The organism is Flavobacterium sp. 316 (assembly GCF_000967805.1).
GTDB lineage: Bacteria > Bacteroidota > Bacteroidia > Flavobacteriales > Flavobacteriaceae > Flavobacterium > Flavobacterium sediminilitoris.
Genome location: NZ_JYGZ01000009.1, coordinates 3,323 through 16,109 on the forward strand (window position 1 = coordinate 3,323; position 12,787 = coordinate 16,109).

11 protein-coding genes and 3 tRNA genes are annotated in these 12,787 nt (G+C 29.9%); 9 read left to right on the forward strand and 5 right to left on the reverse strand.

Features of this window, described 5'->3' with window-relative positions:
• The coding region (locus SY27_RS19165; protein WP_045972866.1) for an RHS repeat domain-containing protein at positions 1 to 1,668 on the forward strand (1,668 nt) is incomplete at its 5' end.
• 7 nt (positions 1,669 to 1,675) lie between these two features.
• Here SY27_RS19165 and SY27_RS19335 read toward each other — a convergent pair.
• Together SY27_RS19335 and SY27_RS19340 are read right to left on the reverse strand one after the other, a co-directional pair.
• Positions 1,676 to 2,473, reverse strand: coding sequence for a CPBP family intramembrane glutamic endopeptidase (locus SY27_RS19335; RefSeq protein ID WP_045972868.1), 798 nt, complete (start codon positions 2,471 to 2,473; stop codon positions 1,676 to 1,678).
• A 416-nt stretch (positions 2,474 to 2,889) separates the two neighbouring features.
• Positions 2,890 to 3,021, reverse strand: a complete 132-nt coding sequence (locus SY27_RS19340) for a hypothetical protein (protein WP_369793083.1) — start codon at positions 3,019 to 3,021, stop codon at positions 2,890 to 2,892.
• Positions 3,022 to 3,451: 430 nt separating this feature from the next.
• On the opposite strand from SY27_RS19340, the gene SY27_RS17590 reads away from it, so the two are divergent.
• Both SY27_RS17590 and SY27_RS17595 read left to right on the forward strand, forming a co-directional pair.
• Positions 3,452 to 3,802: a hypothetical protein gene (locus SY27_RS17590; protein ID WP_152640791.1), complete on the forward strand. Its 351-nt coding sequence runs from the start codon at positions 3,452 to 3,454 to the stop codon at positions 3,800 to 3,802.
• Between the two features lie 83 nt (positions 3,803 to 3,885).
• Positions 3,886 to 4,980 carry a YCF48-related protein gene (locus tag SY27_RS17595; protein ID WP_045972872.1) on the forward strand — a complete coding sequence of 365 codons (1,095 nt, stop codon included), beginning with the start codon at positions 3,886 to 3,888 and terminating at the stop codon, positions 4,978 to 4,980.
• Between the two features lie 83 nt (positions 4,981 to 5,063).
• Here the strand turns inward: SY27_RS17595 and SY27_RS17600 are convergent, their stop codons facing one another.
• Positions 5,064 to 5,591, reverse strand: a complete 528-nt coding sequence (locus SY27_RS17600) for an RNA methyltransferase (protein WP_045972874.1) — start codon at positions 5,589 to 5,591, stop codon at positions 5,064 to 5,066.
• A gap of 111 nt (positions 5,592 to 5,702) precedes the next feature.
• On the opposite strand from SY27_RS17600, the gene SY27_RS17605 reads away from it, so the two are divergent.
• The 5 genes from SY27_RS17605 to SY27_RS17625 all read left to right on the forward strand — a co-directional run bounded on the left by SY27_RS17605 (position 5,703) and on the right by SY27_RS17625 (position 10,855).
• Positions 5,703 to 6,509, forward strand: a complete 807-nt coding sequence (locus tag SY27_RS17605; protein WP_045972876.1) for a tetratricopeptide repeat protein — start codon at positions 5,703 to 5,705, stop codon at positions 6,507 to 6,509.
• Between the two features lie 41 nt (positions 6,510 to 6,550).
• Positions 6,551 to 7,846, forward strand: coding sequence for an amidohydrolase family protein (locus SY27_RS17610; protein ID WP_045972878.1), 1,296 nt, complete (start codon positions 6,551 to 6,553; stop codon positions 7,844 to 7,846).
• A 124-nt stretch (positions 7,847 to 7,970) separates the two neighbouring features.
• Positions 7,971 to 10,541, forward strand: coding sequence for a DNA mismatch repair protein MutS (mutS, locus tag SY27_RS17615; protein ID WP_045972994.1), 2,571 nt, complete (start codon positions 7,971 to 7,973; stop codon positions 10,539 to 10,541).
• A 134-nt stretch (positions 10,542 to 10,675) separates the two neighbouring features.
• Positions 10,676 to 10,748 (forward strand) — tRNA-Gly (locus tag SY27_RS17620).
• A gap of 21 nt (positions 10,749 to 10,769) precedes the next feature.
• Positions 10,770 to 10,855, forward strand: a tRNA-Leu gene (locus SY27_RS17625).
• Between the two features lie 168 nt (positions 10,856 to 11,023).
• On the opposite strand, the gene SY27_RS18940 is transcribed toward SY27_RS17625, so the two are convergent.
• Positions 11,024 to 11,197, reverse strand: coding sequence for a hypothetical protein (locus SY27_RS18940; RefSeq protein WP_161794174.1), 174 nt, complete (start codon positions 11,195 to 11,197; stop codon positions 11,024 to 11,026).
• 302 nt (positions 11,198 to 11,499) lie between these two features.
• Here SY27_RS18940 and SY27_RS17630 point away from each other — a divergent pair.
• A tRNA-Leu gene (locus tag SY27_RS17630) sits at positions 11,500 to 11,585 on the forward strand.
• Between the two features lie 232 nt (positions 11,586 to 11,817).
• Here SY27_RS17630 and SY27_RS17635 read toward each other — a convergent pair.
• Positions 11,818 to 12,783, reverse strand: a complete 966-nt coding sequence (locus SY27_RS17635; protein WP_045972880.1) for an HTTM domain-containing protein — start codon at positions 12,781 to 12,783, stop codon at positions 11,818 to 11,820.
• Positions 12,784 to 12,787 lie beyond the last annotated feature (4 nt).

Here is a 12,787-nt window from a genome sequence, read left to right on the forward strand (position 1 = left end):
AGTGATAATACTTTAAGAAAATATAAATATTCTTATGACAACTTAAATCGATTGTTAGACGCTAACTATTCAAAAGTAGGAGGAGCAGCAACAGCACCTGATGCTTATAAAGAAGCTTTGACCTACGATAAAAATGGAAATATTATAACTTTAAATAGATACAGTGCTACCGATACCCCTGATTATGCATTTCACATAGACAATTTAGAATATTTCTATGAYTTGGAAAAACGAAATCAATTGGTAAAAGTTATTGATTATGAAGCAAACCCACAAGGTTTTAAAGATGGTATTAATACCGACAACGATTATACTTATGATAATAACGGTAACTTAACAAAAGACAAAAACAAAGACATAACAGCTATTGTTTATAATCATTTGAATTTGCCTACCGAAATTGTTTTTAACAATGATGTGAATAAAAAAATTACGTATATTTACAATGCGACAGGAGTAAAAGTAGAAAAAAGAGTAACATCGACGCCAGAAGCAACCTGGACAAATCCTTTCCCTTCGCCTGTAACAATTACAACCACATATTTATCGGGTTTTCAGTATAAGAATAGTCGATTAGAGTTTTTCCCACATGCAGAAGGTTATGTAAAATATGATCAAGGGAATTATAGGTATGTATTTAACTATACCGATCATTTAGGAAATGTAAGAGTGAGTTATAGTGACATTGATGGAAATGGTAGATTAGGTCGTGAATTGCAACAATATTGTCCACCACAAATAGATGAAAATCCRCCACYATGTGAAGACCATATTGTATCTGCGATACTAGAGGAAAATCATTATTATCCTTTTGGACTGAAACACGCTAATAGCGCTGTTATTAATTCTCAACCTAATTACCAGTATAAATATAATGGCAAGGAACTGCAAGACGAGTTAGGGCTTAACATGTACGACTATGGTGCAAGGAATTATGATGCTGCTTTGGGTAGATGGATGAATATTGACCCACTGGCGGAGAATAGTAGAAGATGGACACCATATAACTACGCTTATAACAATCCTATGTATTTTGTAGACCCTGATGGAATGCAAGCAGAACAAAACGATTGGATTAAAAATGGAGACGGTACATATACTGCTGAAGCAGGAGACAGTGCTTCTACATTAGCTAAAGATGCTGGCATTACTTTTGAAAGAGCAAAAGAAGTACTAGCTAATACTTACAAGCATAATTCAGAAGGTCAAAATATGGGGACATATATCGATGTTGACGGAGTTGAAAAGTCTAAAGTTGATGTTGGAGATACTGTTGCTATTCCAGAACAAGTCAATGCAATTGTTCAAAATACAAAAAGTGAGATGGAACTTAATAGCTCTATTGAAGCGCATAAAGAGGCTATAGCTAATACAGATAGAGATATTGCGAAAACACAAGGTCAGATGGATTCTTTAAATGAGTATGGAGACTATAAGAAGAAACATATTGAAGGTGCAATAAATACCATACAACCTGACTCACCTGTAGACCCTAGGGCAGGAGGTACAGGTGTTAATGTTGGGAAAGCCCAACTTGGATATTACCTTAGAGGTGAATATGAAACTCCAAAAGCACAAGCTAAAGAAAAACAAAAACAAATTGATAGTATGAAGAGTTTGAATGAGTTTAGAAAGAAAACGCTTAATAGTGTAAAAAGACGTAAATAACTATAAGTCATTTAAATACTTTTGATTTGTAAAGAATAATAATCCCAGAAAAAAAAGCAATCATAATAATAAGCCAATAAATGAAATTGAAATCCAATAAAATAATACCTTGCCAATATTCTTTATAATAAATTAAATTTAGAATAAACCATGATAGATTAAAAAAAGCATGGAACGTTATGCAAAATAACAACCCAAATTTCAAATAAATAACTCCTGCTATAAGACCAATTAAAAATGCATTAATAAAACTAACATATTCAAAAGAAAAAGGGTAAAAATTTATATGTACTAAAGCGAACAAAAAACTTGATATAAAAAGGGAATTTAATGTTTTTTGGTGCTTTGATAATGATTTAAGAATTATTTTTCGAAAAACAATTTCTTCAATTATGGGAATTAAAATTACAAAATTTAAAAAGGTAATAATTTTTTTACTAGTTGGAATAAATTGCTCTGTAATAGTTGGATAACTAGATTGTCCTGTAATAATATTTATTCTATACAATGGGTCGATTATAATCCGATAAATAATTGCAATTGTAAAAATAATTGATATTATTTTAATTAAGCTATTTTTTTCCACATCTTTAGATAAAGATGTCTTTGTTGTTTTTTTTAAAAAAAAGAAAATTATGATTAAAATTATGACATAAACGATAGTTTCAATTATATCCAAATAATTAGGATATTCAAAGAATAAATATCGCCCAAGTGTTAGATATAACAATATACTTAATCCACTTGTTAGTAAATAATAAATAAATGTTATGGTAATGCATTTTAAATAAAAATTTTTAAACATATCTTAAAGTTATAGAATAAGATTTTATAATAGAGAAAATCAAAAGTACAAAATTGACGGTAATGTATCAAAGTCATTTAGGAAATAAATAAAAGGCGATTCCTAACCGTTTCGCCTCAATCCACAAAGCCATTACAAAGCCCATAGACATCACCAAAACATAAAACCAATACACAATCATTCCAACGATTTAAAAGGTCTTAAATGAGTTTATTGAGGTTGTGATTGCTAAAAGGGTTAGACTATAAAACAGAAAATCCTAAGTGTAAAGCTTAGGATTTTTCATTTATATAAAATCGATTTTGGAATTAATCAATTGGATTTTCTAAGAAATCACCCAATTCAGTTTCAAAATCTACAGGTCTGTCAATTCGGTATGGAATTCCTAGAAAAAAGTGGACAAATTTTAATCGACCCTAAGCTGCCATTTTTAAATTGTTATTGATTAATTTTTGATACTCTAAAATAGTTAAATTATTTAATTGTTTATGCCTTCTGTTTGTATTATAAAATGTTTCAATGTATTCGAAAATCGGATAAATTAATATAGAGTATTATTTTAAATTAGCTTGTATTTTGCTAATATCAAAAAAATGATTTTTAGATAAAATCAAGCATAAGTGCGTATTTAGGTAATATTTCAAAGTTAGTGATGCCTGTTTTTATAATTGCTAATCCAATGATAAACAAAGTTTAATTAAAGAAAAGGATAGAAAAGGAACGCAATATTGCGTTCCTTTTCCTGTTATATAAAGCCTTAAAATGATAAAAACTAAGATATTGTGTGTTAAAGATTACTATGATTTAAGCAAGGGAAATTTCATTTTTTTTTAAAAAGATTTTTCATATAATTTCCTTGTTTTACACAAGCACATATTTTGTGAACCAATTTATTTTTCACTAACATTTTGTTTTTTCCTTCTGCAACTTTTTTTAAGAAATACTCTCTAATTTCAGGGACATTTTTACAGGCTGATATTGTACACATGTGTAACCCAACACAAACAACAAATAAACAGTCTGCCAGAACAGCTTATTACCCAAAATATCTATGATGAACTAGGACAATTGATCAGTAAAAAAGTAGGTGGCACCAATGTAAGCCCAAGTGCTATAGGACTCCAAAAAGTAGATTGTACTTACAACGTAAGAGGTTGGCTGAAAAGTATTAATGACATTACCACTGAGGACGATTTATTTGCTTTTAAAATCAATTATAATGATCCTGAAAAAGCAACTGCTCTATTCAATGGGAATATTTCAGAGACTTTTTGGAAAACAAACAGTGATAATACTTTAAGAAAATATGAATATTCTTATGATGTATAAATCAAATTGCTTTATTAAAATAATAATTTATTTTTGTAAGAATAAACCAATATTTCTTGAACTAATAAAATAAGATAAATAAAATGAATAAAAAAACGATTCTACAGTTAGTATTAATTCCTTTACTATTTGGTGCATGCTCGTCAGATAACAGTATTGAAACAGATAATGGAGATACAGATGGAGGGACATCAACAAGTATCGTAGGGGCTACAATAGTTACCAATACAAATAAGGAATTAAACGCTGTATATTTTGCTAATGAAACAGTAGGCTATATTGTAGGAGGAGACGTAACATTAAATGCTGCAAATGACACGGCAATTATATTGAAAACTACAGATGGAGGTGTAACATGGAATTCAATATATTCTGATACAGGATTTTATGCAATTAGTGTGTATGCAGCGTCACCTACAGTTGCTTATGTTACAACAACGGCTAATTTTATTTTAAAAACAATTGATGGGGGAACTACTTGGGAAAGAATAGAAATTGCGACAGATGATTTTTTTATGTCTCATATTAATTTTTCAAATACTAATACAGGATATATTGTTGGGTCTAAAAATGCAAATGGAGTATTATATAAAACAATTGATGCAGGAAATACTTGGGTTGATGCAACAGAAAGTGATACTGTTTTAAGCGGTCTTTTAATAGATAATCAACTTACAAGTATTGAATTTTCATCTACAAATACTATTTTGATATCAGGTGGTTTGTGGAATAATGGTACGATTCTTAGAAGTACAGATTTAGGAGATACTTGGAATAAAAATACTATTTCAGGGAATATTAAAACTACTGATGTAAATATTGTGGGAAGTTTGGGATTTTTAGTGGGAAATAATGGAGTAATTAATGGCAGTTCAGAACTAGGAGAGTTATATAAAACTATAGATAATGGAGAAACTTGGAATTTAGTGGATACAGATTTTAATAATCGTATATCAAGACTTAGTTATAAAGGCGAAGCAATTTGTATTGTAGGAAGAAATAAAGCAAATGATTTAAGTAACCCAGAATTCTTAATGCTTTCTAAAGATAATGGAAATACATGGAGTCGTGTAGAACACGATTTTGTAGTAGCGGGATGGAATGATGTAACTTTTATTTCTGAAACAAAAATAATAGCAGTAGGTTATAACGGTCGTTCGGTTTTAATAGAGTTATAAATAAAGTTTTAACAGTAACTTCTTAAAAAAACCTCTTTTAATTTTTTTAAAAGAGGTTTTTTTAAGTTCAAACTATTTTAATCTTATTGCAATTTCTGAAACAAATCCCAAATAACAATTCCAGCACTAACCGAAATATTCAAAGAATGTTTGCTGCCCACTTGTGGAATTTCAATCACTCCATTGCTTTCGTTAATGGCTTCTTGCGAAACACCTTTCACTTCATTACCAAAAATTAAAGCATATTTTTCATTATTTGCTACAGTAAAATCATTAAGCATTACTGCTTTTTCTGTTTGCTCAATAGAATAGATTTTTACTTTTTCTTCTTTCAACTTAGTAATAACCTCTAAAACATCTTTAGCATATTCCCAAGTTACCGTTTCAGTGGCTCCAAGTGCTGTTTTGTGAATTTCTTTGTTAGGAGGAACAGCAGTAATACCACACAAATAGATTTTTTCAATTAAAAAAGCGTCAGAAGTCCTAAAAACGGAACCAATATTATGTAAACTTCTAATATCGTCTAAAACAACAATAATAGGTGTTTTTTCAGCTTCTTTAAATTCTTCTATGTTCTTTCTGTCTAATTCTGCGTTGGCTAACTTTCTCATGGTGCAAAGATATTTTTTTGATTTTAAGTTTTAAAATTTTAAATAACAATTATTAACAAGTCAATAACAGAAATAAGAAAAGGAGTTTTCTATATTGCTCAAAAATAAATTATGAAAAAATTTCTAACACTATTTTTTTTCTTATATGGTATAATAATTTCTTTTTCGCAAACGGACTCAATTCAATCTAAAAAAGAGCAACAACAAGCAATTATTGATGAGTATTATGCTAATTGCGCTACGAAATACAATTATTATTATCAAATGGCACAATGGCAAGAATGCCTAGATGCTGGCTTGGAAAAAGATTCTACAATTGCTTATTTATGGCAACAAAAAGCAATGCCTTTATTTAAAACCAGAAAGTATGAAGCAGGAATGGTGTTTTTGGATAAAGCAGTAAAGCTAGACGAAGAAAAATGGTTAGATTATAGAGGATTCATCAAATGTATTTTTGCAAAAACGTATAAAGAAGCAATTCTAGATTTTGAAAGATGTAAAATAATGAGAGGAAATAGCTATGTGATGGATCATACTTACGATTTTCATATTGCGTTAAGCTATTTGCAATTGAATGAGTTTGAAAAAGCAGCAACTATCTTTAAAGCTGATATAGAAGATCAGATTTCAAAATACAAAGCAGCACATTATTTAGATTTGTTTTATTATGGTATAACGCTTTATGAACAAAAAAAATGGAATGAAGCCATTTCAATTTTTGATAAATCATTAGAGCAATATCCTGAGTTTTCAGATGTGAAGTTTTACAAAGGAATCTGTTTGGCACAATTAGGAAGAAAAGAAGAATCTAAACTTGTTTTTGAAGAATCGGAAAATGATTTTATAAACGGATACACCATAAATGAAGATCAAATTTTTTATGAAACTTATCCGTATCAAGTAAAACGAAAAGAATAAATAAGAATAGCTATAGTATTAAAATCAATTAAATAAAATCAATGAGAAATTTTTTAAAACTTTCGTTAGTATTAATTTGTCAAATTGCATTTTCTCAAAAGGAAACAGCAGACTATGTTGTTAAAAATGTTTCTATTATACCTATGAATAAAGAAACTATAATTAAAAATCAAGATGTTTTCATTGTGAATGGTAAAATTATAAGCATTACAAAATCGGGAAGATCAAGAATAAAAGCTAAGGAAATTATTGATGGAGAAGATAAATATATAATGCCATCATTAGCTGATGCACACGTTCATTTGCCAGAAGAAGAGAAAGACTTAAAACGCTTTTTTGATTTAAACCTGATGAATGGTGTAACTAAATTGCGTTCTATGCGAGGAACTTGGGAACATAAAAAATGGAGAGACAAATACAATTCAAAAGAGATAATGGCACCAAAATTATACCTCTCATCTCCGCCTATAAGTAGAAATTATGATATAACGGAAGAGCAAATGATGGCCTATGTGAAAACAGCAAAAGGAGATGAATTTGACATTGTAAAAATGATGAGTATTAAAAATCAGGATCTTTTTATAAAATTCGATAGTATTTGTAAGTCTTACGATATGAAAATAGCAGGACATTTTATAAGTAATCCAAAAGGGATAGTGATTGAGGATGAAATTATTTTTAAATCAAGTTTTAATTCTATCGAACATTTAGGAGGTTTAGTAGGAGAGCCGAAGAAGCTTGAAAGTAGAGTTAAAGCATTAAAAGAGAACAATATTTATGTTTGTCCTACATTATTGTGGTATCAAATAGCATATGGTTTATTCAATTTAGATGATATTGTTAAAATTCCAGGTATGGAGTTTTATGATGAAAAGACAAAAGAAGAATGGGTAGAAAAAACGAAATTATATAGAGAAAAAACAGGAAAAGAAGCTATTGAAAAAGAATTAGCGTTCTATGGAAAAGAAATGGAAGAAAGGCTAATGGTATTGAAACAATTAGATGCAGTAGGGATTAAGCTCTTGTTAAGTCCAGATAGTAGCTCAAAATACACCATTCCAGGGTTTAGTGTTTTTACAGAAATGCAATTGTATAAAAAAGCAGGACTTTCTAATTATGCTATTTTGAAAGCAGCAACGGTGAATTTTGCCGATTATTTTAATGATGCTACTTATGGTATAATTGAAGAAGGAAAATCTGCCGATTTTATTTTGCTAAACGAAAATCCTTTGAAAAACTTAAATACATTGCAAAATATTGAAGGTGTTTTTTATAATTATCAATTTCTGAATAAGACAGATTTAGAAAGAATAAGGAAAGAACATGTGCTAAATTAAAATAAGCATATTTTTTAGGCATTGCGATTGCGATTGAATTTCTTACCTTCGCAAACAGTACTAAAAAACAAATATTGTGGCTAAAAAAACATCTTCAACTAAAGAAAAGAAAGAAACTCCATTAATGAAGCAATACAATGGGATAAAGGTAAAATATCCTGATGCTTGTTTGTTATTTCGTGTAGGAGATTTTTATGAAACCTTTGGAGAGGATGCAGTTAGAGCAGCAGGAATTTTAGGAATAACCTTAACAAAAAGAGGAGCTGGCTCAGATAGTGAAACTGCTTTGGCAGGTTTTCCACATCATTCATTAAATACGTATTTGCCTAAATTAGTTAAAGCAGGTCTTCGAGTGGCTATTTGTGACCAATTAGAAGATCCAAAAATGACCAAAACTATTGTAAAAAGAGGCGTAACTGAATTGGTTACACCTGGAGTGTCGATGAATGATGAGGTGTTGCACTCTAAAACAAACAATTTTTTAGCATCGGTTCATTTTGGTAAAAAAAACTTAGGAGTTTCATTCTTAGATGTTTCAACAGGAGAGTTTTTAACAGCACAAGGAAACGAAGAATATATCGATAAATTATTGCAAAATTTCAATCCAAGTGAAATTCTAGTTCCAAAACAGAATAAAACACAATTTAGAGAAACATTTGGAGAAGATTTTCATACTTTCTTTTTAGAAGATTGGATTTATAAAGAAGATTATGCAATTGAAACCTTAACAAAACATTTTCAGACTAATTCGCTTAAAGGCTTTGGAATAGAAGAATTACAAGAAGGTGTTATTGCTTCTGGAGCTGTTTTGTACTATTTATCAGAAACTCAGCACAACAAAATACAACATATTACAAATATTCAACGTATTGCAGAAGATGCTTACGTTTGGATGGATCGTTTTACTATTCGAAATCTTGAGTTATACCATTCTACAAACGTTAATGCGGTTACTCTTTTAGATGTTATAGATAAAACACTTTCGCCAATGGGAGCACGTTTGTTAAAAAGATGGCTAGCATTACCATTGAAAGACGCAAGTAAGATTAAAAATCGTCATGAAGTAGTAGCTTATTTAAAAGATAATCCAGAAGTTTTACAAAAAATACAATACCAAATTAAGCAAATTTCAGATTTAGAACGCTTAATATCTAAGGTAGCAACAGGCAAAATATCACCTAGAGAAGTTACGTATTTAAATGATTCATTAAATGCAATTATTCCAATAAAAGAAATAGCATTGCAAAGTAAAAATGAAGCGTTAAAAGTAATAGGAGATAGTCTACATGCTTGTGAATTATTAAGAGAAAAAATTAAAAACACGATACATAGTGATGCTCCAGTTCATGTAAACAAAGGGAATGCAATAGCGGTAGGAGTAAATGAAGAGTTAGATGAATTAAGAGCAATATCTTCAAAAGGAAAAGGATATTTAGAAGATTTAGAGAGAAGAGAAAGCGAGCGTACTGGAATTCCTTCTTTGAAAGTTTCGTTTAATAATGTATTCGGATATTATATTGAAGTTCGAAATACGCATAAAGACAAAGTACCAACAGAGTGGATTCGAAAACAAACATTAGTTAGTGCTGAACGCTATATAACAGAAGAATTAAAAGAATATGAAGCTAAAATTCTAGGGGCAGAAGATAAAATTCAGCAATTAGAAAATCAATTGTTTGAACAATTGGTAAATTGGATGAGTACATATATTAAACCTGTTCAACATAATGCTAGTTTAATAGCTCAATTAGATTGTTTAAATTCCTTTACACAATTGGCAATCGAAAATAATTATTCCCAACCTTTTTTAGATGATAGTTTTGATTTAGAAATAAAAGAAGGACGTCATCCAGTAATTGAAAAACAATTGCCAATAGGAGTGCCTTATATTTCAAATGATGTTTTCTTGGATAGAGAAACACAGCAAATTATTATGATTACAGGGCCAAATATGTCTGGAAAGTCTGCTATATTACGTCAAACAGCATTGATTGTACTCTTGGCTCAAATGGGAAGTTTTGTGCCAGCAGAAAATGTTAGAATGGGTGTAGTGGATAAAATTTTTACTAGAGTAGGAGCTAGTGATAATATTTCAATGGGAGAATCTACGTTTATGGTAGAAATGAATGAAACAGCTTCTATTTTGAATAATATTTCCGAAAGAAGTTTAGTCTTATTAGATGAAATTGGTCGTGGAACATCTACTTATGATGGAATTTCTATAGCTTGGGCAATTTCAGAATATCTACATGAGCATCCTAATAAACCTAAAACTTTATTTGCAACACATTATCATGAATTAAATGAAATGGAAGTTTTGTTTGACCGAATTCAAAATTATAATGTGTCTGTGAAAGAATTGAAAGATACTGTTTTGTTTATTCGAAAATTAGTAAAAGGAGGAAGTGCACATAGTTTTGGTATTCATGTTGCAAAAATGGCAGGAATGCCGCAAACAGTAATTCAAAAAGCTCAGAAAATTTTAAAAAAATTAGAAAAAGACCATTCAGGAGCCGAATTAAGTGGAACAAAAATAGCAACTGAAGAAGAATTGCAATTAAGTTTTTTTAATTTAGATGATCCTCTTTTAGAAGAAATAAAAGAAGAAATTGTAAATATTGATATTAATACTTTAACTCCTGTTGAAGCCTTAATGAAGTTAAATGAAATAAAAAGAATGCTGGTTAAAAAATAATTTATTCGTAATCAAAACGTTGTGAAAAAGTTGTTCTTTTTATTAAAAAAACTCTTGTAGATATAAAAATATGTTTTATATTTGCACTCGCAATACAGAACAAGTGTTGTGAAGTTCTTTAAAAGACGCAAAACGCGAAAATAGCTCAGCTGGTAGAGCGCGACCTTGCCAAGGTCGAGGTCGCGGGTTCGAACCCCGTTTTTCGCTCTACTATCAATAAAAATACTTGCTCGAGTGGTGGAATTGGTAGACACGCTGGACTTAAAATCCAGTGGGTAGTAATGCCCGTGCGGGTTCAAGTCCCGCCTTGAGTACAAAAAGCTTCAAACTATGTTTGGAGCTTTTTTTGTTTCTAAAAGTTTTAAAGAAATATAATTGTAGAAATGATGCTGAAATAGAGTTTTTTTGAAAAGTAACGTGCTTAAATTCAACTTGTAAATAGATAAAAAAAATAGGCTACTTATTAAAGTAGCCTATTTTTTTTATCTATTTACGCAAATTATGTAATCAATTAGTTCTTGACAATTTGGGTCTTCTTCTGGGCATACAGGTGGTTCTGGAGGGCAGATTGCTTTGATTGGACCTCCTCCAACAATTGCTTTTTGGTTTTGTTTGCTTAATTCTGAAACATCTTTTAGTCTTAATAAGTTTTTCATGTTTTTAAAGTTTAATTTTTGCTTACTTTTTTAGGTTGTTGAGCTTTTACCTTGTTTTATTCAAAAATATTGTTTTTTCTTGTTAAAAAATAGTTTATTTGCATAAATAAAAGTTAAAAAATAAAATAAAAATACTGACTGGATATTTTATAAGTTGTTATTTATAGAAAAAAATAAGTTTCTGTAAAGAAAGGTTGGAGGAGAAAGAAATAAGTTTTATATTTGCGCTCGCAATAAGGTAATAATCTTGTTGCAAGTTCTTAAAAAAAGAAATATATTATTAAATAATACCAATAATATTTGCTCGAGTGGTGGAATTGGTAGACACGCTGGACTTAAAATCCAGTGGGTAGTAATGCCCGTGCGGGTTCAAGTCCCGCCTTGAGTACAAAAAGCTTCAAACTATGTTTGGAGCTTTTTTTGTTTCTGTTAGTTTTCAAAAGTAGAGGTGTGGGCTTCTCTCCAGAGTTACTTTGATTTGGTGCTTCAGGATAATATCTTCAAGTCGTTTTTGTTTAGTGTAATGTGTTTTACTTATTTACAGAAAGCAAATTTGAATATTTGGAAATGTATATATCATAAAAGTCTGAAAGTAAAATGGTTTTTAATTGATGTTAAAATCAAGTTAGTGTCAATGTGTTCTTTTTATTACGTTGCAAAAAATTAAAAATGGAATGTTTGCTGGTAACTGTAGCTGGGTTTTCAAAATAGAAGTTTGTTAGATTCCACACAATCATAATGGCTGAAAAATAGTATAGATTTAGTACTAAAGCAATTCCGATATGCATTGAAATAGTTAAAGTGACCCATAATCTTCTTGTCTTTGGAATCCATACAAACAAAGGATAGCACATTTCTATTATTATAGTAGACCAGCCTATGATAACAAGAATATAAGAGTGGTCAGCCATCCATGAAAAGTCAAAATTAAAATCTCTATTGGCATAAGGTAAATGAATGGCTTTCCAGATAGATTCACCATTCCACCAGTTAAATCCTAGTAGCTTGTCAAAACCTGAGAAAAAATAAGCAATGCTAATGTGTATTTGGAAAAGTCGTTTTACAGGCATATAATTATATTCTTTCTTTTTATTGGGTCTAAAAAAATGACGAATGGAAAAATAAGCATCGGAAGGAAATAAAATTAAGTAAAATAGAGACATACTGGTGAAAAAGTCAGCGCCATAAATAAAAAAGGTACTTCCTTTCATTAATAAAATTTGAATAAAGAGAAGGATAAAAGCGCTAATTCTTGAAAAGAAACCGATAATGATACATATAGATAATAAGATATATGCAGTTTTAGTAATCATAATTGTGGTTGCTTCTGAGATTCCTATGCTTTCTATCTGTTTCACTAGTATGGGGAAAGTTAATTGCCAATCTTGATTAAAAGTGGCCATGATATCTGAAGGGATTATGCTTTTACTAGAAAAGAACAGATCGAAATCATTAAATATTGATATGAAGTGCAATAATATAACTATTCCAGCGGCAATTCTAAAAAAGGATAAGAATTCGGTATTATTCGAAGAATCGAAGAAAAAGCCTTCAATTTTGTTGTAAAATTTTGATAGTTTTTTCATTTGT